Genomic DNA, 25,709 nt, shown 5'->3' with positions numbered 1-25,709 from the left:
ACATGGCAGACTGGACGGAAACCGAGCTCTCGGCGCTGCGCCGGGCCTATGCCAGCGGCACGACCCGGGTGAGCTATGACGGCAAGTCGGTGGATTACGGCTCGGCCGAGGACCTGCTCGCCCGCATCCGGACCATCGAGCGCGCCATCGCGGGGGCCACGCGGCCGCTGCCGGTGGCCGGGCTTGCGGGCTTCTCGCGCGGGGATCGCTGATGTCGGCGACCTGGTTCGACCACGCCATCGCCACGGTGGCGCCGCGCATGGCGGCTCGACGCGTGATGGCGCGTCAGGCTTTCGAGAGCCTGACGCGGGGCTATGACGGGGCCGCGCGCGGGCGGCGGACGGAGGGCTGGCGCGCGCCGGGATCCTCGGCCGACACCGAGATCGGCGTGGCCGGGGCGCTGCTGCGCGACCGGATGCGGGATCTGGTGCGCAACAATCCGCATGCGGCCAAGGCCGTGGCGGTGCTGGTCAACAACATCATCGGCGCGGGCATCATGCCGCGCGCCGCCAGTGGTGACGACACGCTGGACCGCACGGTCGACGCGCTGTTCGAACGCTGGACGGCAGACTGCGACGCCGACGGCCAGCTGGACTTCTATGGGCTCCAGACCCTGATCTGCCGCGAGATGGTCGAGGCGGGCGAGGTGTTGGTGCGCCGCCGCCCGCGGCGATCCTCGGACGGCTTGCCGGTGCCGTTGCAATTGCAGGTGCTGGAGGCTGACTTCCTCGACGCCACGAAGTCCGGAGCCCTCGGCGCGGGACGCCTCGTGCAGGGGATCGAGTTCGATCCGGTCGGCAAGCGCCGAGCCTACTGGCTCCATGCCGAACACCCGGGCGATGCCTATGGCGCCTTGCAGAATGGGTTGCAGAGCCGCCCGGTCCCGGCAAGCGAGATCGCCCATGTCTACGAGAAGCAGCGCACGCAGGCGCGCGGCGTCCCGTGGGGCGCGCCGGTGATCCGCAGCTTGCGCGATCTCGACGATTACGAGGTGGCCGAGCTGGTCCGCAAGAAGACCGAGGCCTGCGTCACCGCCATCGTCTTCGGCGATGATGAGGCCCAGCAGGGCATCGCGCCCTCCGTGGTCGACGCGGATGGAAACCGCGTCGAGCAGTTCGAGCCGGGACTGATCGCCTATGCCCGCGGCGGCAAGGACATCCGCTTCAACCAGCCCTCGGCCACCGGCGGTTACGGCGAATACAAGCGGGCGAGCCTGCACACGATCTCGGCGGGCTTCCGCGTGCCCTACGAGCTGCTGACCGGCGACCTCAGCCAGGTCAACTATTCCTCGATCCGGGCGGGGCTCGTGGAGTTCCGCCGCCAGATCGACGCCGTGCAGTGGCAGCTGTTCATCCCGATGTTCTGCGCGCCGGTCTGGCGGTGGTTCACCGAGGCCGCATGGGCGGCGGGGCAGATCCCGTCACCGACCGTGCCCGTCGAGTGGTCGCCGCCAAAGTTCGAGGCGGTCGATCCGCAGAAGGACGCGATGGCGAACCTGCTTGCCATCCGCTCGGGCACCATGACGCTGGCCGAGGTGATCGCGCGGCAGGGCCGCAACCCGGACGCCGTGCTGGCCGAGATCGCCGCGACCAACGCCAAGCTCGACGCGCTGGGTCTGGTGCTCGACAGCGATCCCCGCCGCGTGACCAAGACCGGCAGCGCGCAGACCAGCGATCCGGCCACCGATCCGGATGCTGACGAACCTGCCGACGACCCCTCCGCCGACGCGGAAACCGATCCGGCACAGGCCGACCAACAGGACTGACCTTCATGGACACGATGATCGAACTGCCGGCCATGCGCCGGTCGGCGGAGCTTGCGCCGAACACGGCCGATGCCGACAGCCGCACCGTCGAGGTGGTCTGGTCGGCAGGCGCGCGCGTCCGCCGCGCGACCTTTTTCGGCGAGCCCTATGACGAGGAACTGAGCCTCGATCCGGCCCATGTCCGGCTCGACCGGCTGAACGCGGGCGCGCCCTTCCTGAAGGTGCATGAGCTTGACACGCTCGATGCAGTGATCGGCTCGGTCGTGCCGGGCTCGGCGCGGATCGAGAACGGACGCGGCATCGCGCTCGTGCGGATCAGCGAGCGCGCCGATGTCGAACCGATCTGGCGCGACATCCAGGCCGGGCACATCCGCGCGGTCTCCATCGGCTATCAGGTCCACCGCTTCGAGGTCTCGAAGCCCGAGGCCGCCCGCGAGCTTTGGCGCGCGGTGGACTGGACGCCGTTCGAGGTTTCCGCCGTCGCGGTCGGCGCCGACCCCGCCGCAGGCTTCCGCGCCCAGCACCCCCTTCACGACTGCGTCCTCCAACGCCGGGACGCCCCCACAGAGCAAGGAGCATCCCCGATGACGGACAAGACCCAGACCCCTTCGCGCGACGCCGCAACTCCCGCCACCACCCAGCTGACCGAGCCGGTCGAAACCGAGGACACCCCCATGACCGAGCCGAAACCGGCTGCGCCCGACCCGAAGGTCGCCGGAGTCGAAACCCGCACGCAGCCGAAGCTTCAGAATACCGATGCCCCCGCTGCGCCCGACACCGAAGCGGTTGCCACCCGCGCCCGCGAGGCCGAGCGCGACCGCGTCTCCACCATCTACGACCTGGCCGGGCGGCTGAACCTCGAGCGCGGCTTCGCCGAGGATCTGGTGAAACGCGGCGTCAGCGTCGACGAGTCCCGCCGCCTGATCCTCGATCAGGTCGCCGCGAAATCCGACGAGACCCGGACCTTCAGCCATGTCTCCGTCCCGCTCGGCGGTCGGGACGAACACATCACCCGCCGCGACGCGGTGGCGAACGCGCTGCTGCACCGCTACAGCCCGACGCTGTTCCAGCTGGAGGACGCCGCGCGCCAGTACCGCGGCATGACGCTGCTGGAACTGGCCCGCGAAAGCCTCGGCAATGCCGGGGTGAACACGCGCGGCCTGTCGCGCGACGAGGTGGCGACGCGGGCCCTGCACTCGACCTCGGACTTCCCCGAGATCCTGTCGGCAGTCACCAACAAGACCCTGCGTCAGGCCTACGAGGCCTATCCCCGCACCTTCATGCTGTTCTGCCGCCAGGTGCTGGCCACCGACTTCAAGGCGATGCACCGGGTGCAGCTGGGCGAGGCCCCTCAGCTTCTGGAAGTCGGCGAGAGCGGCGAGTTCAAGCGCGGGACGCTCGGCGAGAGCAAGGAGAGCTACAAGGTCAAGACCTACGGCCGGGTGGTCGCGATCACCCGCCAAACGCTGATCAACGACGATCTCGACGCCTTCACCCGGATCCCGGCGATGTACGGCAACTCCATCGCGCAGCTGGAGTCGGACGTGGTCTGGGGGATCATCACCGCCAACCCGGCGATGGCCGACGGAAACGCGCTCTTCCACACCACCCACAAGAACCTCGCGGGGACCGGGACGGCGCTGGCCGTCGAGGCGGTGGGCGCGGCCCGCGCGGCGATGGCGAAGCAGACGGGGCTCGACAAGAAGACGGTGCTGAACGTCCGACCCGCCTTCCTGATCGTGCCCGCCTCGCTGGAACTGAAGGCCGAGCAGATGGTCGCCCAGAACCTCGTCCCTGCCGCGACGTCCAGCGTGGTGCCGCAATCGATCCGGACGTTGGCGCCGATCAGCGAGCCCCGGCTCGACGCCGCCAGCGAGACCGCCTGGTATCTGGCGGCCAGCCCGAACCAGATCGACACCATCGAGTACGCCTATCTCGAAGGCCAGCAGGGCGCCTACATCGAGACGCGCAACGGCTTCGACGTCGACGGCGTCGAGATCAAGTGCCGCCTCGATTTCGGCGCCAAGGCCATCGACTGGCGCGGCCTCTACAAGAACCCGGGCGCGTAACCCGCACCCCATGCCGAACCCTGACACGCGGGCGGTCCTGACGGGCCGCCCTTCGTCTTTCCACAAGGATCCTCCCCATGAAAAACTTCGTCCAGCCCGGCAACACCATCACCCTGACCGCACCCTATGCCGTCGCCTCCGGCGATGGCCTGCTCGTCGGCTCCATCTTCGGCATCGCCGCGGGAGCGGCCGCCCTCGGCGAGCCCGTCGAGACCGCGCTCGTCGGCGTGTTCGACATCACCAAGGTCGGCTCCCAGGCCTGGACCGTCGGCGCCAAGGTCTATTGGGACGGCACCAACAAGCGCTGCACCACGGTCGCGACCGACAACACACTGATCGGCGTGGCCGTCGAGGCGGTGGCGAGCGGCGCGGGCGACACCATTGGCCGAGTGCGCCTGAACGCGACGTTCTGATGAGCGCCTTCGCTGCCGCCGTGGGCGCGCTCTTTGCCGATCCCAATATCGGCCGGGACGCAATCTACATCGCCGACGGCGGCGCGCCCGTGCTGGTGCGTGCCGTCGCCCGGCGCGCGGATGTCGTCTCCGACTTCGGCGATGCCCGGCTCTGGTCCGAGACCACCCGGATCGACCTGCGCGTCGCCGAGGTGGCGAGCCCGCGTCCGGGCGATCGCATCGAGATCGACGGCGACGCCTTCCTCATCCAGGGAGAGCCGGTTCGCGACCGCGAGCGGCTGGTCTGGACCGTGGATCTGAGGCCCGCGTGAAACTGAAGCTCGACATCGATCCAGACATCGTCGCGATGATGGCGGCGGAGGTGGCGGCGGGCGAACGCGCGGTGACAGCCGCCATGCGCGAGGCCGGGACCGGGCTGAAGACCGCGTGGAGGCTGCAGATCACCGGCGCGGGGCTCGGGCCCCGGCTGGCCAACTCGATCCGGAGCCAGAACTTCCCGAGGTCGGGCGAGAGCCTGGACGCGGCGGCGCTGGTCTGGTCGAAAGCTCCGGTCATCGTGGGCGCGCATGACACGGGGCCGCTGATCCGCTCGAAGAACGGGTTCTGGCTGGCGATCCCGCTGCCAGCTGCTGGCAAATCCCTGCGCGGCGGCCGCATCACGCCCGGCGAATGGGAACGACGGCGCGGCCTGCGCCTGCGCTTTGTCTATCGTCGCACCGGCCCGAGCCTGCTGGTGGCGGAGGGGCGGCTGAACACGAAGGGTCAGGCGGTGGTGTCGCGCTCGAAGACCGGGCGCGGAAAGGTCACCGCGCCGATCTTCCTGCTGGTGCCGCAGGTCAAACTGCCGAAGCGGCTGGACCTCGCACGAGATGCAGACCGGGCGTTGGACAGCGTGCCGGGGCTGATCGTGGGGAACTGGGTGGAAGGACACGTGTAGTCGACAAACGCGTACTTCAGCCTTTTTCGCTCTTCCGGTGGGTGGATCCCATTCGGAGGCTTTGGTTTCCCCCGGAGCCAGAGCGCCGCGATTATGAACGCTTAGTAGGCTTCGGCAAGCTACGCCAGTCGAGATACCCAGCATGCACGGGTTTGGTGAAAAAAGGTGACGAGAAATCCAAAGCGACCACACGCGACGGTCGGCCCTTCGGTGCCGTTACCTCTCGACGCTTATACTTCTCCGGATTGTTCTTGGTCTTGGTCATCAATTTTGCCTCAGAACTCCCTCTATGTCGCGACGAGTCATCCTCGGGCGGCACAGATCCCGCTTTCTGCGCGGCTGTCCACCAGCTGCCGTCGTGGTAAACTCCGTCGAACCATCTTGGTTCACCACGAAGCACTTCTGAGTTCCAGCTTCGTTCTTAGTCCACATCTTGTTAACAACGCCCTTCTCCAAACGCCAGTCTAAACTGTCATCGACGGCGGCGAGGGCATTAGCCACCGCGAGCGCGGAACTGAATCGAGCGTCAGGATCGGGTTCAAGACACTTGGTGATCACGCGTCGCAACCGCATCGGTACGTGCTCATGAAAGGCTTGCCGGTCTGGGAACGTCCCTGCCTGGATCTCTGCCGCCAAGGTGGCCACATCAAGTCCACCGCCTTGCGTGAATCGCGCGAACTGGAAATTAAACGCATCGTTGCCAATCGCCATGCGATAAAGGGTAAGGCCGACTTGATAAATATCGAACCGCAGATCGAATGGTGGTTGTCCTGTCGCTTCCGGAGGTGCCATGCGGATGTATAGTCCATTCGGAACTGCGACTCCCAGATGCACTTGCTTGGCGAGACCGAAGTCAGAAAGCATCGCCTCACCTCTATTTGAAAGCAAAATATTGTCAGGCTTTATATCGAAATGAATTAAGCCCTTGCTATGAATGTTGTGCAATCCACTTAACAACTGGCAGCCTAGGCGAATGATCTCACGTGTGGTCAAATGGGCGGCTTCCATGATACCCTTGACCGACCCTCTTCTGTAAAATGGCATCGCAATGTAGACGTTATCTGCGTCCTCGCAGGCATAGTGAATTTGCACAACATTCTGATGTGCCGTTGCATAAAGCGACTTTGCTTCATCAAAAAATTCGCTCACGTCGCGTAGTTGTGCTTTGGCTATGGTCTTCATGACGATTTCAGCGCCAAGCTGCACATCATTGACTACCCAAGTCGTTGAATTTCTACCGTCGGCGCCAATTTCACGGAGCTCCTCGAAGGCCAGTTCAGCTCTCTTGTAAGGCTTAAGCATTGACCGCCCCCTTTGCGCAAAGGACTGCTTCACGCTCCTCCTTGCTCATTTTGTCCCAATTCTCAATGTTTGGGTCTTGGTCACCGTCTACCAGTGGTTTGAATTCAGTTCGCGGAAGCCCGAGACGCGACATGATAGATGATACATGACCGATGTAATAAGACTCTAGATCACTACTTGCGAAAGACTCCTGAATGACACCTTCCATTTCGATACGGCTGATGTTCATGCGTTGCGCGCTCGGCTCGGTAGTCCGAATGCCTGCACGATGCACACCGTACTCGCGCAAAATATCTAGAAGATTGCTTCGCACGTATTTCAATGCATCAGGTGTATCGAACGCTACTGGTATTAGGATCGCGTCGAGATTAACGACTTCGTCATTATCAGAATCATAGACGGCAAATGTCACAGCGCCGGGTGATACGCGTATACCAATTGTGATCATGTAAACTCCGCAATTTTCGACCATTGGGCGGCATTTTCAGTTGTCTTGCAACCCCTTCTTGACCGAAGGCCTGGTCCAGCAGCCTTCGGGTCCCGGCTCTCCTAGGATAAATAGAGGGCATGCCTTGCGGGAAGCTCCCTCACAGTAGGACAGACCGCTCAAGACTAAGTCTTGCCCTGCGCCAGTACATCGAGGTGTTTAGGTCGCATGCCCACCCCCCGCGAAACAATCCTCACCGCGCTGCACGCGCGGCTGTCGGCGCTGCCCGCCACCGCCCTGCGCGGTGAGGTGCTGCCCGATCGCGTGCCGTCCAACGGCCTGCTGATCCTGCGCGACGGCGAGCCGGGGGATCCGGAGGTGACGCTGTCGCCGCTGGCCTACCACTACCAGCACCGCGCCGAGATCGAGGCGGTCGTGCAGAGCGCCGACCGTGACGCCGCCTTCGACACGCTGACTGCCAGTATCGGCTCGGCACTCGCTGTCGACCGAACGCTGGGCGGGCTCTGCGATTGGGTAGAGGCGCAGGCTCCGCGGTCTGTCGATCTGCCGGTCGAGGGTGCGGCCAGCCTGAAGGCCGCCGTGATCCCGGTGGTGCTGCACTATTCCACGGCCGATCCGCTCGGCTGATCCCGACAACCCGAGGAGAACACCATGGCACGAGCCCAGGGGGCGCGGGCGCAGATGGCGCTTGCGTTCGAGACGACCTATGGAACGCCGCCTGCCAGCGGCTTCACCCGCATGCCTTTTGCCAGCACCTCGCTCGGTGCCGAGCAGCCGCTGCTGAACTCGGAGTTGCTGGGCTACGGCCGCGATCCGCTGGCGCCGATCAAGGATGCCGTGACGGCCGACGGCGATGTCGTGGTGCCGCTCGACGCGGAGGCATTCGGCTTCTGGCTGAAGGCGGCTTTCGGCGCGTCCACGACCACGGGCGTAGAGGCCCCGTACACCCACGAGTTCCAATCCGGGTCCTGGACGCTACCCTCGATGTCAATCGAGACCGGAATGCCCGAGGTGCCACGCTATGCGATGTATTCCGGCTGCGTGCTCGACCAGATCACTTGGCAGATGCAGCGCTCCGGCCTGCTGACGGCAACTGCGCGGCTGGTGGCACAGGGCGAGACGGTCGGCACGACCACCAGCGCCGGGACGCCGGCCGCGCTGGAGCTGAAGCGCTTCGGCCATTTCAACGGGGCGATCACGCGCAATGGCACCGCCCTCGGCAACGTGGTCTCGGCCGAGATCACCTATGCCAACAACCTCGACCGGATCGAGACCATCCGCTCGGACGGCCGCATCGACGGCGCCGACCCGTCCATTGCCGCGCTGACCGGCCGGATCGAGGTGCGCTTCGCCGACCAGACGCTGGTGACGCAGGCGATCAATGGCGACGCCTGCGAGATGGAGTTCGCCTACGTCCTGCCGTCCGGCGAGAGCTTCACCTTCACGGTGCACGCCGTCTACCTGCCGCGCCCGCGGATCGAGATCTCCGGGCCGCAGGGCGTTCAGGCGACATTCGACTGGCAGGCCGCCCGCGACAGTGTCGTTGGCCGGATGTGCACCGCGACCCTGATCAACGAGATAGAGGTGTATTGAGGATGCTGACGCTCGACCTGACCAACGCGCCGCGCTGGCACGACCTCGCGCCCGGCGTCCGGGTGCAACTGCGCCCACTGACCACGGCGCTGATGGTGGCGACCCGCAGCGACCCGGCCGTCGAGACCGTGCCCGAGGACGCCTCGGACGAGGAGCGCGCCGTCGCCTTCGCCAAGGCGCTCGCGCGCCGCGCGGTTCTCGCCTGGGAGGGCATCGGCGATGCCGATGGCAACGCGATCGACCCGAGCCCGGAAGCCATCGATGCTCTGCTCGACGTCTGGCCGATCTTCGAGGCCTTCCAGCTGACCTACGTCTCGAAGGGCCTGCTGCTGGAACAGGAAAAAAACGCCTCCGCGCTCTCGCCGAATGGTCCTTCGGCGGGGGCGACCGATACTGCGAAGCCTGCGCGCAAACCTGCCCGGACTGCCCGGCGCGGCTGAACCGTCCGGAAACACCGGAGGGCTGGCAGGTCTGGGACCTGGTCGGTCGTCTCGGCGGCCAGTTGCGTGTCCTGCCCGGCGCCGTGATCGGCTGGGACATGTCTTCGGCGCTGGCGCTCGGGAACGCGCTCGGCGTGCCGCCGCTCGCAATGGCCGAGCTTCTTCCCGTCATCGAAGCGGTGATGGTCGCCAAGCTCAACGAACAGATGGATCACTCCCATGGCGGAAAAACGGGTTAGCGTCCGCCTCGCGGCCGTGGGCGGACGCCAGGTGCGCGCCGAGCTGGAGGGTGTCGGTGAGGCCGGGTCGCGCGGCTTCGGACGGCTCAGCCGGGAGATGGAGGCGGCCAACGCCCGGCTCGCGGCCTTCTCGCGCCGGGTTCGCGTGGCCGCCGCGGCCGCCGTCGCCGCTGCCACCGCCGCCGGGGTGGCCATGGTGCGCTCCGGACTCCAGACCGTCGATGCGCAGGCGAAGCTCGCGCAGTCGCTCGGCACTACGGTCGCCTCGATCCAGACGCTGGAGCGCGCGGGCGAACTGGCGGGCGTTTCCATGTCCGGCATTGAGCAGGCGACAAAGGATCTGACGCGCCGTCTCAGCCAGGCGGCGGCCGGGACCGGCCCCGCCGCCGATGCGCTCGACCGGCTCGGGCTTTCGGCCAACGAGCTGATCGCCCTGCCGCTGGATCAGCGCGTGGGCGCGATCAACGCCGCCATCGAGAGCTTCGTGCCTGCCGCCGAACGCGCGGCGGTCGCGGGCAAGCTCTTCGGCGAGGAAGGCTCGATCGCCATGTCGCGGATCGACACGGCGACGCTGCGCCAGGCGACCGAGGATGTGCTTGCCTTCGGCGTTGTCGTCTCCGAGCAGGATGCCGACCAGATCGAGCGGACGAACGACGCGATCTCCCGGCTGGGGCTGATCTGGCGCGGGCTGTCGAACCAGCTCGCCGTCGCCGCCGCTCCAGCGCTGGAAGCCGTCGCCAACGCCATGGCGGCGGTCGCCAGCCGCACCGGGCCGCTCGGCATCGCGATCCGCGGCCTCTTCGACAACATCGGCCGCCTGACCACCTATGCCGCCACGTTCGCGGCCTTTCTCGCGGGACGCTGGGTCGCCGGAATGGCCGCCGCCGCGCTCTCGGTCCGTGGCCTCGCCACGGCGCTGGTCGTCTTGCGCGGCGCGCTGATCCGCACCGGCATCGGGGCGCTGATCGTGGGCGCAGGCGAGCTTGTCTATCAGTTCACCCGCCTCGTCTCCGGTGCGGGCGGCTTCGGCGAGGCGATGTCGCTCCTGAAGGACCTCGCGGTCGAAGTCTGGGAGCGGATCAGGATGGGCGCTGCTGCGGCAAGCTCGGCCGTCACGGCGATGTTCTTCGATCTGAAGGCCGATGCCGCATCGGGCATGCAGAGCGCCATCGAGAGCGTCGTCGGTTTCGGGAATGCGGCGGCGAACACGTTCGAGGGGGCCTACGAGGCGATCAAGGCGATCTGGGGTCTGCTGCCCGCCGCCATCGGCGATCTGGCGTTCCAGGCGGCCAACAGCCTCGTCGACGGCGTCGAGGCGATGCTGAACGGCGTGGTCTCGCGCATCAACGGCTTCATCGGCGGTATCAACCAGGGGCTGGAAGCGCTCGGGTCGGAGCGCCGCATCTCGCTGGTGCCGGACCTCGACCTCGGCGAGATCGAGAACCGCTTCGAGGGCGCGGCCAGTGCCGCCACGACGGCGGCGCAGGCGGCGTTCGAGCGGGCTTTCGAGGACAACCCGCTCACCGCGCCCGATCTCGGGCTCACGGGCGCGGCCGCCCGGGCGCTGGAGTCCGCGAATGTCTACCGTGGCGCGGCGCGCGATCTGGCCGAAGGGGCCCGCGCGCCGCTCGAAAGCTGGCAGGCGCTCCGCGATGCCGTGCGCGGCACCGACGAGGCGAGTGCCGATGCGCTGACCGAGGCCACGGGTGCGGCCGAGCGGCTGGAGACGGCGCTCGGCGATGCCGGACGCGCCGCGACGGGCGCCGGTGCGGCGGCCGGGGCTGCTGCCGCGGCAGCAGAGCCCGCGACCGAAGCTGCCGTCACCGGTTGGCAGGCCGTCACGGCGGCGCTGTCGGACTACGCCAGCAAGGCGCGCGAAATCGGCGGCGATATCGGCCAGAGCCTCGTCGGCGCCTTCCAGTCGGCCGAGACCGCGGTGGGCCAGTTCGTGAAGACCGGCAAACTGAACTTCCGCGATCTCGTCACCTCGCTGCTGGCCGATCTCGCCCAGCTCGCGGCACGGCGGTTCATCCTCGGGCCGATCGCCAATGCGCTCTCCAGTGTCTTCTCCGGCGCGGGCGGCATCTTCGCCAACGTCCTGCATGCGGGCGGGATGGTCGGATCGGCCGGTCCCTCGCGCATGGTCCCGGCCATGGCCTTCGCCGCTGCGCCCCGGATGCATGGCGGCGGCATGGCCGGCCTCCGCCATGACGAGGTGCCCGCGATCCTCCAGCGGGGCGAGCGAGTGCTGTCGCGGCGCGAGGCGCAGAGCTACGGCGCGGGCGGCGGGGTCAACGTCACCATCTTGGCGCGCGACGCCGAGAGCTTCCGCCAGTCGCGCACGCAGGTCGCCGCCGACATCGCCCGGGCCGTGTCGCTCGGGCGGAGGGGCATGTGAGTGCGACCCCGCAAGTGGGAACCGGTTGCGGGGGCCAGAGCACGAACCATGGAGAGACTTGATGGCGTTTCACGAGGTCCGGTTTCCCGACAACATCAGCCGCGGCGCGCGGGGCGGGCCGGAGCGGCGCACCCAGATCGTCGAGCTCACCTCGGGCGACGAGGAGCGCAACGCCAGCTGGGCCAACTCGCGTCGCCGCTACGATTTGGCCTACGGCATCCGCCGCGCGGACGATCTGGCAGTGGTTGTCGCCTTCTTCGAGGCACGGAACGGTCGGCTCCATGGATTCCGCTTCAAGGACTGGGGCGACCACAAGTCCTGCCTGCCCTCGGGCACGCCATCGCCCACCGATCAGTCGATCGGCACCGGCGACGGCACGACGACCGCCTTCCAGCTGGTGAAGCGCTACGCCTCGGGCGCACAATCGTGGACGCGCGCCATCGCCAAGCCAGTGGCGGGCACCGTGCGCATCGCGCTTGGCGGGATCGAGCAGCCCTCCGGCTGGTCGGTCGACGCCACGACCGGCGTCGTCACCTTCAGCGCCGCGCCAGGCGCTGGCGTCGCGATCACCGCGGGCTTCGAGTTCGACGTGCCCGTCCGTTTCGACACCGACGCGCTCGACGTGACGCTCGACCTCGAGCGGCTCGGCTCGATCACCTCCATTCCGCTTCTGGAACTGCGCCGATGAAGACCTTCGCTCCTGCCTTGCAGGCCCATCTCGACGAGGGCACGACCACGCTCGCGTGGTGCTGGCGGATCGCGCGCGCCGATGGTTCGAGTTTCGGCTTCACCGATCACGACCGGACGCTCAGCTTCGACGGCACGGATTTCGAGCCAGAAAGCGGTCTGACCGCCTCCGAGGTCCGGTCGGGCTCGGACCTGTCGGTCGATGCCCAGGACGCCGAAGGTGTGCTGACCTCGGACCGCATTACCGAGACCGACATTCTCGATGGCCGCTGGGACAATGCGGAGGTCGAGGTGTGGCGGGTGAACTGGGCCGACACGAGCCAGCGCGTCCTCATGCGCCGAGGCGCCATCGGCCAGATTCGGCGTGGGCGACTGGCGTTCGTCGCCGAGGTGCGCTCGCTCGCCCATGTGCTGGGCCAGACGGTCGGGCGGACCTTTCAGGCGACCTGCGATGCCGCGCTTGGCGACGCGCGCTGCGGCGTCGATCTGGAGGACCCCGCCTTCAAGGGCACGGGCGCGGTGATCGACCTTCTGCGCGACCGTGCCTTCACGGCCTCGGGCCTCGGCGCCTTCGACGCCGGGTGGTTCACCTTCGGCACCATCGAATGGACCAGCGGCGCGAATGCGGGGCGTCGCGCGGAAGTGCTGGGCCACGACGTCACGGATGGCGTCGCGATCCTGACGCTGCTCGAAGCGCCGGTGCGCGCGATCGCTGAGGGAGATGCCTTCATCATCCGCGCCGGCTGCGACAAGCGCATCGAGACCTGCGGCGCGAAGTTCGCCAACACCGTCAACTTCCGCGGCTTCCCGCACATCCCCGGCCAGGACGCCGTGCTGCGCTACGCCACCAAGGATGGCGGGCACGAGGGCGGCGTGCTGTGACGCAACGCCTCGCATCAGCCGATCCCGCACGCGTCATCACCATCGCGCGGGCCTGGCTGGGCACGCCGTACCACGACCAGGCGAGCCTTCGGGGCGTCGGCTGCGACTGCCTTGGGTTGGCGCGCGGCGTCTGGCGCGAGGTGGTGGGGCCGGAACCCTTCCCAATACCGGCCTACAGCCGCGACTGGGGCGAGACCGGACCGCGCGAAGTTCTGGCCGAGGGCGCGCGGCGGATGATGATCGAGGTGGAAACGGCAGCTGCTAGGCCCGGCGCGCTGGTGCTGTTCCGCATGAAGCCCCGGGCCATCGCCAAGCATGTCGGGATCCTGACCGGTCCCGACAGCTTCCTCCACGCCTATGAGCGGCTCGGCGTGATCGAGGAACCGCTCACCCCATACTGGCTGCGGCGCATCGCCTTCGCCTTCCTGTTTCCGCAACGCTGAGACCCCGACATGGCCACCCTCGTTCTCGGCGCCGCTGGCGCCGCCATTGGCGGTTCGATCGGCGGCGCGATCCTCGGCGTCAGCGCCGCGACCATCGGCGGTTTCATCGGCTCCAGCATCGGGTCGGTGGTCGACAGCTGGATCATCTCGTCGCTGGCGCCCACCCAGCGCATCGAGGGCGCGCGGCTCGACACGCTGCGCATCACCTCGGCCACCGAGGGCGCGGTGATCCCGCGGCTCTACGGGCGCATGCGCATGGGCGGCAACATCATCTGGGCGACCGATTTTCGCGAGGAGACGAAGACAACCACGCAGGGCGGCGGCAAGGGCGGCGGGGGCGGCAAGGTCAAGACGACCGAGTATCTCTACTATGCCAGTTTCGCCGTGGCGCTTTGCGAAGGCCCGATCACCGGCATCGGCCGCATCTGGGCCGACGGCAAGCCGATGGACCTCTCCGGCGTCACCTGGCGCTGGTATCCCGGCGACGAGGCGCAGACGGCCGATCCGTTCATCGCCGCGAAGATGGGTGCGGCGAACACCCCGGCCTATCGCGGCACGGCCTATGTGGTCTTCGAGGAACTCGCGCTGTCCACCTATGGCAACCGCCTGCCGCAACTCTCCTTCGAGGTGTTCCGCCCGCTGGCCGATCCCGATACCGCCGAGGGGCTGACCCGCGCCGTCACCATGATCCCCGCCTCGGGCGAGTTCACCTACGCCACGCAGGCGATCCGGAAGACCGATGGCGGCGCGACGGTGCCCGAGAACCTGAACGCTCTGGCCGACTCCACCGACATGGTGGAGGCGCTCGACCGGCTGCAGGCCATGGCCCCGGCAGTCGAAAGCGTCAGCCTCGTCGTGGCCTGGTTCGGCGACGACCTGCGCGCAGGATCCTGCAAGGTGCGGCCCGGCGTCGAGGTCTCGGCCAAGTCGACCACGCCTGCCAGCTGGTCGGTCAACGGCGTCAGCCGCGCCAATGCCTTCCTCGTCAGCCGCGACGACCAGGACCGCCCGGTCTATGGCGGCACGCCGTCCGACTTCGCCGTGGTGCAGGCGATCCAGGAGATGAAGGCGCGCGGGCTGCGCGTGACCTTCTATCCGTTCATCCTGATGGACGTCCCGCCCGGCAACAGCCTGCCGAACCCGTATTCCGACAACGCCGCCGGGACGGGCCAGCCCGCCTTTCCCTGGCGTGGGCGGATCACCTGTTCGCCCGCGGCCGGTTTCGCCGGGACGGTGGACAAGACCGCCACGGCCGCAAGCCAGGTCGCGGCGCTGTTCGGCGCGGCCACGCCCGCCAGCTTCAACGTCTCTGGTCAGTCGGTTTCGTGGATCGGAACGCCCGGCGACTGGGGCCTGCGCCGAATGGTGCTGCACTACGCCCATCTCTGCGCGGCGGCGGGCGGGGTCGACGCGTTCCTGATCGGGACGGAGATGCCAGGGCTGACCACGATCCGCTCGGGCGCCAGCACCTATCCGGCGGTGCAGGCCTACCGGGACCTGCTCGCGGATGTCCGCTCGATCCTCGGGGCCGGGACGAAGATCGGATACGCGGCGGACTGGAGCGAGTATTTCGGGCACCAGCCGGGCGATGGCAGCGGCGACGTGTTCTTTCATCTCGACCCGCTCTGGGCCGATCCCGAGATCGATTTCGTCGGGATCGACAATTACATGCCGCTCTCCGACTGGCGGGACGGCTTCGAGCATGCCGACGCGGCCGAGGGCTGGCCCGCGATCTACGACCGGGGCTATCTACAGGCAAACATCGCGGGCGGCGAGGGCTTCGACTGGTTCTATGCCAGCGCGGCCGATCGCTCCGCGCAGGTCCGCACCCCGATCACCGATGGTGCGGCGGCCAAGCCGTGGGTCTTCCGCTACAAGGATCTGCGCGCCTGGTGGTCGAACGCGCATTACGACCGGCTCGGCGGGGTGGAGAGCGGCACGCCGACGGCATGGGTGCCGCAGTCGAAGCCCATCTGGTTCACCGAGTTGGGCTGTCCCGCCATCGACCGCGGCACCAACCAGCCCAACGTCTTCTTCGACCCGAAGTCGTCGGAAAGCTTCACGCCGCATTTCTCGCGGGGCTGGCGGGATGACGCCATCCAGCGCGCCTATCTCGAGGCGACGTACCTCTGGTGGGGCGAGGCCGCGAACAACCCGGTGTCCTCGGTCTACGGCGGCCGGATGGTGCGTGTGCCGGAATGCGCCGCCTGGACCTGGGACGCGCGACCCTATCCGTTCTTCCCGGCGCTGACCGACGTCTGGACCGACGGGGCGAACTGGCGGCTCGGGCACTGGCTGACAGGGCGGCTGGGCGCGGTGTCGCTGGCAGCGCTCGTGCGGCACCTCTGCCTGCGCGCCGGGCTACCCGAGGCGAGCATCGACGTCACCGGCCTCTGGGGTGCGGTCGAGGGCTACTCGATCACGGCGCTCGAAAGCCCGCGCGCCTCGATCACCACACTGTCGCGCCACTTCGGCTTCGACGCGATGGAGACCGAGGGAACGATCCGCTTCATCATGCGTGGCCGGGCCTCCGTCACCACCCTCGCGCCCGACGATCTGGTCGCCGCCCGCGAGGGCGACGTGCTGGAACTGACGCGCGGCCAGGAGACGGAGTTGCCGCAAGCGTTGAAGTGGCAGATCGCCCGCGCCGACGAGGATTACGACGCCGCCCTCGTCGAAGCGAGGCGCATCACCGTCGACACGACGCGGATTGCGTCCGAGTCCTTCCCGATGGCGGTGCCGCCCGAGGAGGCCGAGCGGCGCTGCCGCCGCGCGCTGATGGAGGCGTGGGTGGGGCGCGAGACAGCGGCGTTCCGTCTGCCGCCCTCGCGCCTCGCGCTCGATCCGGCCGATGCGATCCGGCTGGAGCACGACGGGCGGCTGGTCGATCTGCGGCTCGTTTCCATTGCCGACGCCGAGGCGCGCGGGATCGAGGCGGTGCGCCAGGACCGGGCGACCTACGATCTGCCGCCCGGCGATCCCCGCGCGGCGTCGCTGACGCGCGCCGTCGTGTTCGGCGCGCCCGAGGCGGTGCTGATGGACTTGCCGCAGCTGACCGAAGACCAGCCCGCGCATCGGCCGCTGGTCGCGGCGCACGCGGTTCCCTGGCCGGGCGAGATGGCGGTCTTCCGTAGCCCGTCGACCGATGGCTTCGAGTTGCTGACCACCTTCGGCAGCCGCGCCCGGATCGGGACTCTGGTCTCGGACTTCTTCGCGGGGCCCACCTCGCGCTTCGATCTCGGGAATGCGCTGGTGGTCGATCTGCTGACCGGCACGCTGGAAAGCGTCACCGACCTGATGCTGTTCGGAGGGGCCAACGCGCTGGCGGTGGAAACCGCGTCGGGCGTCTGGGAGATCGTGCAGGCGGGCGCGGCGGAACTGCTCGCGCCCGGCCGGTATCGCCTGACCCGGCTCCTGCGCGGCCAGCGCGGCACCGAAGGTGCGATGGGCAACCCGGCTCCGGCAGGCGCACGCGTGGTGGTGCTGGACGACAGCCTCGCATCGCTGCCGATCGCCGAGGCCGATCTCGGCATCCCGTGGAACTGGCGCATCGGTCCGGCCAGCCGTCCGGTCAGCGACGAGACCTACGTGGCGCAGGCCTTCATGCCCGAGGGCATCGGACTGCGGCCGTTCTCGGTCGCTCATGTCGAGCAGCCGTGGCGCACACCGCGCACGCCCGGCGATCTGACGATCCGCTGGACACGCCGGTCGCGGTCGCTCGCGGCCGACAACTGGGGCGGGCTCGAGGTGCCGCTGGCCGAGGAACTCGAAGCCTACGAGGTGGAAATCCTCGACGGCGCGACCGTGAAGCGGGTGCTGAGCGCGACCACGCCCAGCGCGGTCTACACCGCCGCACAGCAGAGCGCCGATTGGGGCACTCTGCTCGGCCCCGGCGACACGCTCGACATCCGCCTCTACCAGCTCTCCGCCCTTGTCGGGCGGGGAGCGGCCAAAACCGTCACGCTCACGTTCTGAAGGCCATCCCATGTCCGACGCGACCACCCATCTCCTGCTGCCCTACATCCTGGCGGCGCAGGCCCAGAAGCACGTCACCCACAACGAGGCGCTTCGGATCCTCGACGGTCTCGTCCAGCTCTCCGTCCTCGATCGGGACCTGGCAGCACCCCCTGCGAGCCCCGCCGATGGCGATCGCTACATTGTCGCCTCGGGCGCGACGGGCGACTGGGCGGGCTGGGATCTGAACGTGGCGCTCTGGACGGACGGCGCGTGGCTGCGTCTGCCGCCGCGGACCGGGTGGCGGGCATGGGTCGAGGACGAGGGCCTGCTGCTGGTCCATGACGGCTCGAGCTGGATCGGCACCACGCCCACGGCACTGCAGAACCTCGCGCTGCTGGGGCTCGGGACGACGGCGGATGCGTCGAACCCGTTCTCGGCCAAGCTGAACGCCGCGCTCTGGACCGCGAAGACCGTGGCCGAGGGCGGGACCGGCGATCTGTTCTACACCATGAACAAGGAGGCCGCGGGCGACGATCTCGGGCTGACGCTGCAGACCGACTTTTCTACCCGCGCGCTGGTCGGCCTCTTCGGCTCCGACCGCTTCCGCCTCGCGGTCTCCGCCGACGGCAGCACCTTCTTCGACGGACTCAGCGTCGACAACGCCAACGGCATCGTCGACCAGCCCCGGCTGCCGCGGTTCAAGGCCTATACGAACTACGACAACTATGTCGGCGTGGGAGCCTGGACGAAGATCGGCCTCAACGACACCGACTACAACGACCAGGGGGCCTTCGACGCCGCGAACAACCACTTCGTGGCGCCGGTCGACGGCACCTACCTCTTCGGCGCGACACTCCTCTACAAGATCAACGCCAGCGCCACGGCCCGCATGCGCGGACGGCTCGTGCTGAATGGCACGACCGAAATCCGCGGCTCCCTCGGCGAAATCTCCGCCACCCACGTCTCGCTCGCCACCGCGATCTGGCTGCAGACCATGGTGCCGCTGACCGCGGGCGATACCGTCGAACTGCAGGGGTATTTCCGGGTCGCGGACGGCTACTTCGCCGCCGATCACACCTCCTTCTGGGGCTGCAAGATCGGCTGAGCGGCGGAAGGAGGATCCCGATGACACCACCCCGATCCGACGGCTTCGTCCGCATCCCCGACGCCGAGTTCGAGGCGATCCTGACGCGGGCCGCAGAGGAAGGCGCGAAGCGCGCACTGGCCGATGTCGGGCTCGACGGCGACGAGGCCGCGCTCGACATCCGCGATCTGCGCTCCCTGGTCGACTGCATCCGGCTGGTCCGCCGCACCGCGATGCAGACCGCCGTCCGTATGATCACCACCGGCGTCATGCTGGCGCTGCTCGCAGGCATCGCCATCAAGCTGAAGATCTTCGGCGGCAGCCCGTAGCCGCGCACCGACCCAGTTCACCTGCCCACCCGTACCCCGCCCCTGAGGCGGGTTCTTTCGTTTCGGAGGACCCTCATGACCACGACATTCCATCGCCATTGGCGCGACGTTCCGGAGAGCGCATGGCGCTGGCGGAATTTCAGCCCCGCCGAGATCGCCTGCCGGGGCACCGGCAAGCTGCTGGTCAACGAACCCGCCCTCGACAGGCTGCAGGCGTTGCGCGACCGGCTGGGCAAGCCGCTGATCGTCCGCTCGGCCTATCGCAGCCCCGAGCACAATCGCGCCGTGGGTGGCGCCACCCGGTCGAAGCACCTCGACGGCGCCGCCTTCGACATCGCCATGGCGAACCACGACCCGGTGGCCTTCGAGGCGGCGGCCCGCGAGGTCGGGTTCCTCGGCTTCGGCTTCTACCCGCGCTCGGGCTTCATCCACGTCGACCTCGGCCCGGCGCGTCAGTGGGGCGAGCGCTTCCCGGTCCGGGCGACGGCATTTGCAGCCGAGACGCCGCCCGCGCGCGAGGCGCTGGCCGACAGCCGCACGATGAAGGGTGGCGGGGCGGCGGGTGTCGCGACGCTCGGCGCAGCCGGGGTGGAAGTCGCCCAGCAGGTGCTGGCGGAGACGCAAAGCGCCGTCCTGCCGCTGGTGCCGTATCTCGACACCCTGCGCTGGGTGTTCATCGCAGTGGCGCTCGGCGGCATCGCGGTCACGATCTACGCGCGTCTCGATGACTGGCGCCGAGGGCAGCGGTGATGGCCCCGCTCCTGATCGGGTTCGCCGCCAGCCCATGGATGCGGGCCGCTTTGCGCTACGGCGCCATCATCCTCGCCCTGCTCCTGTTCCTGCTTTCGCTTCGGCGGTCCGGCGAGCGAGCGGGACGCCTCGCTGAACGCCTTCAGACCACGGAGAAAGCCAATGATGTCCAACGCCAGATGCTCGAGGCGACGGCTCGTCGTCCTAGGTCTCGCGACGAGCTTGCTGAGCGGCTGCGCAACGGTCGGTTCTGAGCCCGGCATCGCGACCGTCTGCCCGCCCGTGGTAGAGTACAGCCGCGAGTTCCAGGCGCGCGCAGCCGAGGAGCTCGCGCGGCTGCCGCACGGGTCGGCCATCGCCGAGATGCTGAGCGACTACGCCGTGATCCGGGATCAGGTCCGTATGTGTTCTCGCCCCTGATCAAGAGCCGAATTGGAGCCTCAAGGTCAGGCAGCAGCGTAGCTGGTAAAGACCTCGTTCGATCCGTCGCGCCGGATCAGAAACACGTCGTAGGCCTCGCGCTGGCTTTCCGGTCCCATCCCGGGCGAGCCGTAGGGCATGCCTGGCACTGCGAGGCCGACCGCGTCGGGGCGTTCCAGCAGGAGACGGCGAATGTCGGCAACAGGGACGTGACCCTCGATAATGTAACCATCCACACGACCCGTATGGCAGGAGACCATCTCCTGCGGGATGCCGTTGTCCAGCTTGTAGCGCATCAGAAGCGTCCCGGCGCTCGCCTCGGTCGTGACGGCGAAGCCGTCGTTCTCGAGGATCTCGATCCAGGCCGAGCAGCAGCCGCAGTTGGGGTCCTTCATCACGTGGATCGCCGGACCGGCGCCTTGCGCCAGAGCCCTCAAGGGCGACGCAGCCGCCAGCGCAGCTGTGCCGATCAGGAGCTTGCGGCGGGAAAACATGTCTTGGGTCATCTGATGTTCCTTTCGAGGTTGGATGTGTGGGCTGGCAGATCAGAGGTCGACCCGCCTGAGCCGCAGGGCGTTGGTGATCACCGAGACCGACGACAGGCTCATCGCCGCCGCCGCGATCATCGGCGAGAGCAGAAGTCCGGTGACAGGGTAAAGCAGCCCGGCGGCGATGGGGACGCCAAGCGCGTTGTAGGCGAAGGCGAAGAACAGGTTCTGCTTGATGTTCCGCAGGGTGGCGCGGGCGAGCTTGCGCGCCCGCACGATGCCCATCAGGTCGCCGCCCAGCAGGGTGATGCCTGCGCTTTCCATCGCAACATCGGCCCCGGTGCCCATGGCGATGCCGACATCGGCGGCGGCGAGCGCGGGGGCGTCGTTCACCCCGTCGCCCGCCATGGCGATCTTGTGGCCGTCGCGGCGCAACTGGTCGATCAGGTCCTTCTTGGCCTCGGGCAGGATGCCTGCGCGCACCTCGTCGATGCCGAGCTTGCCCGCCACCGCCTGTGCCGTGCGTTCGTTGTCGCCCGTCGCCATGATCACCCTTAGCCCTTGGGCATGAAGTTCCCGAATGGCCTGCGCGGTACTCTCCTTGATCGGGTCGGCGACCGCCACGATGCCGACGAGCGCGCCGTCAAGCGCGACGAACATCGCCGTCTTGCCCTCGGCGCGCAGGGTGTCGGCCTTTGACTCGGCCTGCGCGGTGTCGAGCCCCATCTCCCGCATCATCGCCGCGTTGCCTAGCGCCACCGCGCGCCCACCGACCCGGCCCTGTACGCCCTTGCCAGTGACGGCGTCGAAGTCCGTGGCCTCCTGACGCGGCGCACCCTGCGCCTCGGCTCCCTCGACAATCGCCTCAGCCAGCGGGTGTTCCGAGCCACGCTCCAGCGCTGCGGCCAGCGACAACAGGTCGGTCTCGGTGACGTCCCCGAGCGCAACCGTATCGGTCAGCTTCGGCTTGCCCATGGTCAGCGTGCCGGTCTTGTCGACGATGAGCGTATCGACTCCTGCCATTCGCTCCAGCGCCTCGGCGTCCTTGATCAGCACGCCCGCCTGTGCGCCGCGCCCCGCCGCCGTGGTGATGGAGATCGGTGTCGCCAGCCCCAGCGCGCAGGGGCAGGCGATGATGAGGACCGACACTGCCGAGGCGATTGCGAAGACCAGCGCGGGCTCCGGGCCGAAGATCAGCCAGACCACGAAGGCGACGATGGCGATGACCACCACCGTCGGCACGAATATCGCCGACACCCGGTCGGCCAGCCCCTGGATCGGCGCGCGGGACCGCCGCGCGTTCGACACCATCGCCACGATCTGCGCCAGCACGGTATCGGACCCGACCTTGCCTGCCTCCATGACCAGAGAGCCGTTCTTGTTGATCGTGGCGCCCGTCACCTCATCCCCCGGCCCCTTTTCCACCGGCATTGACTCGCCGGTCAGCATGCTTTCGTCCAGCGACGAGCGGCCCTCGATCACCGTGCCGTCGACCGGAATGGCGTCGCCGGGACGGACCCGCAGCCGGTCGCCCTCCATGATGTTCTCCAGCGGCGCATCGTATTCAGTGCCGTCCGGCAGGATGCGCCGCGCGGTCTTCGGCGCCAGATCCAGAAGCGCGCGGATCGCATCCCCGGTGCGTTCTCGCGCTCGGAGTTCCAGCACCTGGCCCACGAAGACCAACGCGACGATCACCACCGCCGCCTCGAAATAGGTGCCGACGCCGTGGCCCATCCGGTACTGTTCCGGAAACACCCCCGGCAGGAACGTCGCGACGAGCGAGTAAAGGTAGGCCGCCGCCACGCCGATGCTGATCAGCGTCCACATGTTTGGGCTGCGGTTCACAATGGAGTCCCAGCCGCGCCGGAAGAAAGGCAAGGCGGCCCAGAGGATGATCGGCGTTGCCAGCACGAACTCGAGATAACTTGCGGTCTGATGCCCGATCCAGTCGCGCACTGGCAGCGCGACCAGTTCACCCATCGTCAGGATGATGAGCGGCACCGCCGCCGCCGCCGAAATCCACATCCGACGCGTGAAGTCGGTCAGCTCCTCGCTGGGCTCATCCGACGGCACCATCGGTTCCAGCGCCATGCCGCAGATCGGGCAGGACCCCGGCGCATCGCGGACGATCTCGGGATGCATCGGACAGGTGTACTGGACGTTGGCCGGAGCAGCCTTCTTCTGTCCGGCGGCCCGGCCCGAGGCGTAGAACCACGGATCCGCCTTGAACTTCGACTGGCATTTCTCCGAACAGAAATGAAAGGTCTCTCCCTGGAACTCGGCGTGACGCCCGTCCGGCTTGACCGCGACCGTCATCCCGCAGACCGGGTCCTTTGCGGTATTCGCCCCCGCCGGAATGTCGGGCGCCGCGTGATGGTGATCGTGCTCCATAGTCTGCCAGCCTTTCGATCTCTTGTTTCAGCTTGCCGCTTCCAGCCGTTGGAAGCTCAAGCTCTTTTCAATGGTGGTCGTGAGCGCCTTCCAGGGCGGGATTCCGTGCGAGGAAGATTCCGACGAACAGGAACACCAGCGCCATGCCGATCGCACCCAGGACGACGATCAAGGGGTCGGACTGCCATTTCATCGCGGCGAAGGCGGCCAGCACCACGGCATCAAGTGCGATTGCCGTCAGCAACACCCAGCCCCGAGCGCCGATTTCTTCGCGCAGATGCCGGAACACGCCGAAATGGATGATCATGTCCATCACCAGATAGAAGAAGGCCCCGAGCGAGGCGATGCGGCTGAGGTCGAAGAAGACCGTCAGGAAGCCTGCGATCACGACGGTGTAGACGAGTGTGTGGTCCTTGATCGTGCCTGGCATCCCGAAATGGCTGTGCGGGATCATCTTCATGTCCGTCAGCATCGCCAGCATCCGCGAGACGGCAAACACGCTGGCGATCAGGCCCGAGGCAGTTGCCACCAGCGCAAGCGCCACCGTCAGGTAGAAGCCGGTTTGCCCGAGGGCTGGTTGGGCCGCTTCAGCCAGCGCGTAGTCCTTCGCCGCCACGATGCGATCGAGCGGCAGGCTGGAGCCGACCGCGAATGCGACCAGCAGGTAGACGACGACGCAGATGGCGATGGACAGGACTATGGCCCGGCCCACGTTCCGATGCGGATTGGTCACCTCGGCGCCGCTGTTGGTGATGGTCGTGAACCCCTTGAAGGCGAGAATGGACAGCGCGACCGACGCCACGAACCCACCCGCACGAAAATCTCCGCCCGACGCTTCGAACGAAATGCCGCTGGCCCACAGACCGGCCGCCCCGAACAGCGCAATGCCGCCCACCTTGAGAATGGCCATGATAATGGACAGCAGCCCGACCGACCGGTTGCCAGAGACGTTCACGAGATAGGCGAAGACGATCAGCCCCACGCCGAGGACCGGCACGAGAATGCTGTCCGGATCGCCGCCGAAGGCTCGCAGGGTGTAGGTTCCGAAGGTGCGAGCGACGAGGCTTTCGTTGATGACCATCGACAGCGCCATCAGGAGAGCTGCGCCCGCCGCGACCGTCGTCGGTCCGTAGGCTTTCTTCAGGATCATCCCGATGCCGCCCGCAGACGGGTATGCGTTCGACATCTTGATATAGGTGTAGGCGCTGAAGGCGGTCACGATGGCGCCGACCACGAACGAGAGCGGGAAGAGAGGCCCGGCGAGTTCGGCGATCTGGCCGGTCAGCGCGAAGATGCCCGCGCCGATCATCACGCCGGTGCCCATGGCTACCGCACCGGAAAGGGTGATGCTGTTCTTCTGGTACTCGCTTCCGGTCATGGATTTCCCTTTTCAGGCTTTTGCCGCATGGCTACCCAAAGCAGTGGCAGGCCCGTCAAGAGGCCGAGGCCAAGTACTGCCCATGTCGCCCGGCCCAGATCTCCGCTCACCGCCTCGCCGCCGAAATGGGCCAGCAGGAAGCTTGCCGGAATGATCCCCGCCAGTGTTGCCAAGGCGAAACGCCAGGCGTGCAATCGGCTCAGTCCGGCCGCGTAGCTGATCATGTCGAAGGACACGAAGGGCATCAGGCGGCTGGCAAGAACCGTCGCCGTCAACGCGTTCTGCGAGCCGAGCAGCCCGGCATCGACGCGGTCCCCGAACACCCGCCGCAGGACGTCATGCCCCAGAACCCGTGCGAGACCGAAGGCGATCAGCGCCCCGAGCTCGGCGCCGATGACGACCTGCACGGTCCCCCAGAGATGTCCGTAGGCCGCTCCGGCCGCCAGTGCGATGGGTGCACTCGGGATTGGGCTGGCCACGACCGCGATGGTCATAAGCGTGACGATCAGGACCGGCCCCCAGAGACCCGCACGCGCCACCAGCGTTTCCAGACGCTCGGGCTCCAGGAGGCTGCGCGCCTCGGCGAACACCGAAGGCGCGAACTGCCAGACAGCGAGCAGTCCGATGCCGAGGATCGCAAGGCCCGCGAGAATGGTGACGCGCAGGCTCATCTCAGACCGCCGCGACGGCCTTCGCCAGGAGGTCGCGCACCTCGCCCGCCACGGCCGTCAGTTCGGCGTTCTCAATCGCCTGCATCGACGCCACAGGATCGATGGCGCTGACTTCCACGCCACCGTCGACCTCGCGCAGGATGACGTTGCATGGCAGCATCGCACCGACGCGCGGTTCGATCCCGATGGCCTGATGCGCCATCTTGGGGTTGCAGGCGCCGAGGATGCGGTAGGCGGGCATCTCGACATCTAGCTTCTTCTTCATCGTCGCCTTGACGTCGATCTCGGTCAGGATGCCGAAGCCGTGGTCGGTGAGGGCCTTCCGCGCGCGAGCGTCGACGTCGTCGATACCGGCGTCGGGGAACATTCGATTGATCGTGTAGGTCATTGCCAACTCCTTTTTTCTATTTCCGAAGATACTTGATCAGCGCTGCTATGGCCAAAACCAGCAGCACGAGGATCAGCAGGCCGAAGAGCCAGCCAAACCCCATTCCGAAACCCATTCCGGGGCCCATGTCGTTCCAGTTCATCATCTCATCCTCCTGATTTTTACCCGCAGGGTGCGTCTTTTGGCCGGCCCTCACGACAACATGGGGCAGGACAGACCAGGATCGGTGCCGGGCGG

Annotated in this window: 28 protein-coding genes; 20 read left to right on the top strand and 8 right to left on the bottom strand. The window is 67.6% G+C overall.

Features of this window, described 5'->3' with window-relative positions; genetic code table 11:
• Positions 1 to 2 precede the first annotated feature (2 nt).
• From E2L08_RS00765 to E2L08_RS00740, 6 genes are all read left to right on the top strand, one after another.
• Positions 3 to 212, top strand: a complete 210-nt coding sequence (locus E2L08_RS00765; protein WP_133395136.1) for a phage head-tail joining protein — start codon at positions 3 to 5, stop codon at positions 210 to 212.
• Positions 212 to 1,765 carry a phage portal protein gene (locus E2L08_RS00760; protein ID WP_133395135.1) on the top strand — a complete coding sequence of 518 codons (1,554 nt, stop codon included), beginning with the start codon at positions 212 to 214 and terminating at the stop codon, positions 1,763 to 1,765. The genes E2L08_RS00765 and E2L08_RS00760 overlap by 1 nt, the downstream gene beginning before the upstream one ends.
• Before the next feature lie 5 nt (positions 1,766 to 1,770).
• Positions 1,771 to 3,834, top strand: a complete 2,064-nt coding sequence (locus E2L08_RS00755) for a prohead protease/major capsid protein fusion protein (RefSeq protein WP_133395134.1) — start codon at positions 1,771 to 1,773, stop codon at positions 3,832 to 3,834.
• Between the two features lie 77 nt (positions 3,835 to 3,911).
• Entirely contained in the window at positions 3,912 to 4,247 is a 336-nt protein-coding gene (locus E2L08_RS00750) for a DUF2190 family protein (RefSeq protein ID WP_133395133.1), read from the top strand.
• On the top strand, positions 4,247 to 4,558 hold the full coding sequence (locus tag E2L08_RS00745; RefSeq protein ID WP_133395132.1) for a head-tail joining protein: 312 nt from the start codon (positions 4,247 to 4,249) through the stop codon (positions 4,556 to 4,558). The genes E2L08_RS00750 and E2L08_RS00745 overlap by 1 nt, the downstream gene beginning before the upstream one ends.
• Positions 4,555 to 5,184: a DUF6441 family protein gene (locus E2L08_RS00740; protein ID WP_133395131.1), complete on the top strand. Its 630-nt coding sequence runs from the start codon at positions 4,555 to 4,557 to the stop codon at positions 5,182 to 5,184. Before E2L08_RS00745 ends, E2L08_RS00740 begins: the two co-directional genes overlap by 4 nt.
• A gap of 264 nt (positions 5,185 to 5,448) precedes the next feature.
• Here the strand turns inward: E2L08_RS00740 and E2L08_RS00735 are convergent, their stop codons facing one another.
• Both E2L08_RS00735 and E2L08_RS00730 read right to left on the bottom strand, forming a co-directional pair.
• Complete coding sequence (locus E2L08_RS00735; RefSeq protein ID WP_133395130.1) at positions 5,449 to 6,486, bottom strand: serine/threonine-protein kinase; 1,038 nt, start codon at positions 6,484 to 6,486, stop codon at positions 5,449 to 5,451.
• Positions 6,479 to 6,934 (bottom strand): hypothetical protein, encoded by a 456-nt coding sequence (locus E2L08_RS00730; protein WP_133395129.1) that lies wholly within the window; start codon positions 6,932 to 6,934, stop codon positions 6,479 to 6,481. The genes E2L08_RS00735 and E2L08_RS00730 overlap by 8 nt, the downstream gene beginning before the upstream one ends.
• 207 nt (positions 6,935 to 7,141) lie before the next feature.
• Between E2L08_RS00730 and E2L08_RS00725 the strand changes: the two genes are divergently transcribed.
• From E2L08_RS00725 to E2L08_RS17170, 14 genes are all read left to right on the top strand, one after another.
• Positions 7,142 to 7,561 (top strand): acyl-CoA transferase, encoded by a 420-nt coding sequence (locus tag E2L08_RS00725; protein ID WP_133395128.1) that lies wholly within the window; start codon positions 7,142 to 7,144, stop codon positions 7,559 to 7,561.
• A 24-nt stretch (positions 7,562 to 7,585) separates the two neighbouring features.
• Complete coding sequence (locus E2L08_RS00720; protein ID WP_133395127.1) at positions 7,586 to 8,527, top strand: phage tail tube protein; 942 nt, start codon at positions 7,586 to 7,588, stop codon at positions 8,525 to 8,527.
• A 2-nt stretch (positions 8,528 to 8,529) separates the two neighbouring features.
• Positions 8,530 to 8,967 (top strand): phage-derived protein YdaY family protein, encoded by a 438-nt coding sequence (locus tag E2L08_RS00715; RefSeq protein WP_133395126.1) that lies wholly within the window; start codon positions 8,530 to 8,532, stop codon positions 8,965 to 8,967.
• Positions 8,968 to 9,029: 62 nt separating this feature from the next.
• Positions 9,030 to 9,206 carry a DUF7697 family protein gene (locus E2L08_RS16910; RefSeq protein ID WP_168771002.1) on the top strand — a complete coding sequence of 59 codons (177 nt, stop codon included), beginning with the start codon at positions 9,030 to 9,032 and terminating at the stop codon, positions 9,204 to 9,206.
• A complete protein-coding gene (locus tag E2L08_RS00710) occupies positions 9,187 to 11,604 on the top strand; it encodes a phage tail tape measure C-terminal domain-containing protein (RefSeq protein ID WP_133395125.1) in 2,418 nt (805 codons plus the stop codon). The genes E2L08_RS16910 and E2L08_RS00710 overlap by 20 nt, the downstream gene beginning before the upstream one ends.
• A 61-nt stretch (positions 11,605 to 11,665) precedes the next feature.
• A complete protein-coding gene (locus E2L08_RS00705) occupies positions 11,666 to 12,292 on the top strand; it encodes a DUF2460 domain-containing protein (RefSeq protein ID WP_133395124.1) in 627 nt (208 codons plus the stop codon).
• Positions 12,289 to 13,173 carry a phage/gene transfer agent baseplate hub protein gene (locus E2L08_RS00700; RefSeq protein ID WP_133395123.1) on the top strand — a complete coding sequence of 295 codons (885 nt, stop codon included), beginning with the start codon at positions 12,289 to 12,291 and terminating at the stop codon, positions 13,171 to 13,173. The genes E2L08_RS00705 and E2L08_RS00700 overlap by 4 nt, the downstream gene beginning before the upstream one ends.
• On the top strand, positions 13,170 to 13,616 hold the full coding sequence (locus tag E2L08_RS00695; protein ID WP_133395122.1) for an NlpC/P60 family protein: 447 nt from the start codon (positions 13,170 to 13,172) through the stop codon (positions 13,614 to 13,616). The genes E2L08_RS00700 and E2L08_RS00695 overlap by 4 nt, the downstream gene beginning before the upstream one ends.
• 9 nt (positions 13,617 to 13,625) lie before the next feature.
• Positions 13,626 to 17,591 carry a baseplate multidomain protein megatron gene (locus E2L08_RS00690; protein WP_133395121.1) on the top strand — a complete coding sequence of 1,322 codons (3,966 nt, stop codon included), beginning with the start codon at positions 13,626 to 13,628 and terminating at the stop codon, positions 17,589 to 17,591.
• A 10-nt stretch (positions 17,592 to 17,601) separates the two neighbouring features.
• Positions 17,602 to 18,678 (top strand): DUF2793 domain-containing protein, encoded by a 1,077-nt coding sequence (locus E2L08_RS00685; RefSeq protein ID WP_133395120.1) that lies wholly within the window; start codon positions 17,602 to 17,604, stop codon positions 18,676 to 18,678.
• A 20-nt stretch (positions 18,679 to 18,698) separates the two neighbouring features.
• Positions 18,699 to 18,986, top strand: a complete 288-nt coding sequence (locus tag E2L08_RS00680; protein WP_133395119.1) for a DUF6127 family protein — start codon at positions 18,699 to 18,701, stop codon at positions 18,984 to 18,986.
• Between the two features lie 75 nt (positions 18,987 to 19,061).
• Positions 19,062 to 19,736 carry a YcbK family protein gene (locus E2L08_RS00675; protein ID WP_133395118.1) on the top strand — a complete coding sequence of 225 codons (675 nt, stop codon included), beginning with the start codon at positions 19,062 to 19,064 and terminating at the stop codon, positions 19,734 to 19,736.
• Entirely contained in the window at positions 19,736 to 19,990 is a 255-nt protein-coding gene (locus E2L08_RS00670; protein ID WP_203561091.1) for a hypothetical protein, read from the top strand. Before E2L08_RS00675 ends, E2L08_RS00670 begins: the two co-directional genes overlap by 1 nt.
• A gap of 28 nt (positions 19,991 to 20,018) precedes the next feature.
• On the top strand, positions 20,019 to 20,156 hold the full coding sequence (locus tag E2L08_RS17170) for a hypothetical protein (RefSeq protein WP_208998930.1): 138 nt from the start codon (positions 20,019 to 20,021) through the stop codon (positions 20,154 to 20,156).
• A 26-nt stretch (positions 20,157 to 20,182) separates the two neighbouring features.
• On the opposite strand, the gene E2L08_RS00660 is transcribed toward E2L08_RS17170, so the two are convergent.
• From E2L08_RS00660 to E2L08_RS17345, 6 genes are all read right to left on the bottom strand, one after another.
• Positions 20,183 to 20,662, bottom strand: coding sequence for a DUF411 domain-containing protein (locus E2L08_RS00660; RefSeq protein ID WP_045685040.1), 480 nt, complete (start codon positions 20,660 to 20,662; stop codon positions 20,183 to 20,185).
• Positions 20,663 to 20,701: 39 nt separating this feature from the next.
• Positions 20,702 to 23,035: a heavy metal translocating P-type ATPase gene (locus tag E2L08_RS00655; protein WP_062563565.1), complete on the bottom strand. Its 2,334-nt coding sequence runs from the start codon at positions 23,033 to 23,035 to the stop codon at positions 20,702 to 20,704.
• A 67-nt stretch (positions 23,036 to 23,102) separates the two neighbouring features.
• Positions 23,103 to 24,413, bottom strand: a complete 1,311-nt coding sequence (locus tag E2L08_RS00650; RefSeq protein ID WP_045681289.1) for an APC family permease — start codon at positions 24,411 to 24,413, stop codon at positions 23,103 to 23,105.
• The gene (locus tag E2L08_RS00645) at positions 24,410 to 25,084 is read right to left on the bottom strand and encodes a TVP38/TMEM64 family protein (protein WP_045681287.1); all 675 of its coding nucleotides are present in this window, start codon (positions 25,082 to 25,084) and stop codon (positions 24,410 to 24,412) included. The genes E2L08_RS00650 and E2L08_RS00645 overlap by 4 nt, the downstream gene beginning before the upstream one ends.
• Before the next feature lies 1 nt (position 25,085).
• Positions 25,086 to 25,472: a DUF302 domain-containing protein gene (locus E2L08_RS00640; protein WP_045681285.1), complete on the bottom strand. Its 387-nt coding sequence runs from the start codon at positions 25,470 to 25,472 to the stop codon at positions 25,086 to 25,088.
• Between the two features lie 16 nt (positions 25,473 to 25,488).
• Entirely contained in the window at positions 25,489 to 25,617 is a 129-nt protein-coding gene (locus E2L08_RS17345; RefSeq protein WP_264224588.1) for a hypothetical protein, read from the bottom strand.
• Between the last annotated feature and the right edge of the window lie 92 nt (positions 25,618 to 25,709).

The sequence above is a fragment of the Palleronia sediminis genome (genome assembly GCF_004358695.1).
GTDB lineage: Bacteria > Pseudomonadota > Alphaproteobacteria > Rhodobacterales > Rhodobacteraceae > Palleronia > Palleronia sediminis.
Note: the sequence above shows the minus strand (reverse complement) of the source record. Positions and strands in the feature narration are given on the sequence as shown.

What these genes read in the sequence shown, in the direction of transcription:
- E2L08_RS00640 (WP_045681285.1), bottom strand. Translation starts at nt 25,472, where the DNA reads ATGACCTACACGATCAATCGAATGTTCCCCGACGCCGGTATCGACGAC.
- E2L08_RS00650 (WP_045681289.1), bottom strand. Translation starts at nt 24,413, where the DNA reads ATGACCGGAAGCGAGTACCAGAAGAACAGCATCACCCTTTCCGGTGCG.
- E2L08_RS00700 (WP_133395123.1), top strand. Translation starts at nt 12,289, where the DNA reads ATGAAGACCTTCGCTCCTGCCTTGCAGGCCCATCTCGACGAGGGCACG.
- E2L08_RS00760 (WP_133395135.1), top strand. Translation starts at nt 212, where the DNA reads ATGTCGGCGACCTGGTTCGACCACGCCATCGCCACGGTGGCGCCGCGC.
- E2L08_RS00710 (WP_133395125.1), top strand. Translation starts at nt 9,187, where the DNA reads ATGGCGGAAAAACGGGTTAGCGTCCGCCTCGCGGCCGTGGGCGGACGC.
- E2L08_RS00675 (WP_133395118.1), top strand. Translation starts at nt 19,062, where the DNA reads ATGACCACGACATTCCATCGCCATTGGCGCGACGTTCCGGAGAGCGCA.
- E2L08_RS00660 (WP_045685040.1), bottom strand. Translation starts at nt 20,662, where the DNA reads ATGACCCAAGACATGTTTTCCCGCCGCAAGCTCCTGATCGGCACAGCT.
- E2L08_RS00765 (WP_133395136.1), top strand. Translation starts at nt 3, where the DNA reads ATGGCAGACTGGACGGAAACCGAGCTCTCGGCGCTGCGCCGGGCCTAT.
- E2L08_RS00680 (WP_133395119.1), top strand. Translation starts at nt 18,699, where the DNA reads ATGACACCACCCCGATCCGACGGCTTCGTCCGCATCCCCGACGCCGAG.
- E2L08_RS00725 (WP_133395128.1), top strand. Translation starts at nt 7,142, where the DNA reads ATGCCCACCCCCCGCGAAACAATCCTCACCGCGCTGCACGCGCGGCTG.
- E2L08_RS00730 (WP_133395129.1), bottom strand. Translation starts at nt 6,934, where the DNA reads ATGATCACAATTGGTATACGCGTATCACCCGGCGCTGTGACATTTGCC.
- E2L08_RS00750 (WP_133395133.1), top strand. Translation starts at nt 3,912, where the DNA reads ATGAAAAACTTCGTCCAGCCCGGCAACACCATCACCCTGACCGCACCC.
- E2L08_RS00685 (WP_133395120.1), top strand. Translation starts at nt 17,602, where the DNA reads ATGTCCGACGCGACCACCCATCTCCTGCTGCCCTACATCCTGGCGGCG.
- E2L08_RS00745 (WP_133395132.1), top strand. Translation starts at nt 4,247, where the DNA reads ATGAGCGCCTTCGCTGCCGCCGTGGGCGCGCTCTTTGCCGATCCCAAT.
- E2L08_RS00705 (WP_133395124.1), top strand. Translation starts at nt 11,666, where the DNA reads ATGGCGTTTCACGAGGTCCGGTTTCCCGACAACATCAGCCGCGGCGCG.
- E2L08_RS00670 (WP_203561091.1), top strand. Translation starts at nt 19,736, where the DNA reads ATGGCCCCGCTCCTGATCGGGTTCGCCGCCAGCCCATGGATGCGGGCC.
- E2L08_RS00655 (WP_062563565.1), bottom strand. Translation starts at nt 23,035, where the DNA reads ATGGAGCACGATCACCATCACGCGGCGCCCGACATTCCGGCGGGGGCG.
- E2L08_RS17345 (WP_264224588.1), bottom strand. Translation starts at nt 25,617, where the DNA reads ATGATGAACTGGAACGACATGGGCCCCGGAATGGGTTTCGGAATGGGG.
- E2L08_RS00720 (WP_133395127.1), top strand. Translation starts at nt 7,586, where the DNA reads ATGGCACGAGCCCAGGGGGCGCGGGCGCAGATGGCGCTTGCGTTCGAG.
- E2L08_RS00735 (WP_133395130.1), bottom strand. Translation starts at nt 6,486, where the DNA reads ATGCTTAAGCCTTACAAGAGAGCTGAACTGGCCTTCGAGGAGCTCCGT.
- E2L08_RS00715 (WP_133395126.1), top strand. Translation starts at nt 8,530, where the DNA reads ATGCTGACGCTCGACCTGACCAACGCGCCGCGCTGGCACGACCTCGCG.
- E2L08_RS00755 (WP_133395134.1), top strand. Translation starts at nt 1,771, where the DNA reads ATGGACACGATGATCGAACTGCCGGCCATGCGCCGGTCGGCGGAGCTT.
- E2L08_RS00690 (WP_133395121.1), top strand. Translation starts at nt 13,626, where the DNA reads ATGGCCACCCTCGTTCTCGGCGCCGCTGGCGCCGCCATTGGCGGTTCG.
- E2L08_RS00645 (WP_045681287.1), bottom strand. Translation starts at nt 25,084, where the DNA reads ATGAGCCTGCGCGTCACCATTCTCGCGGGCCTTGCGATCCTCGGCATC.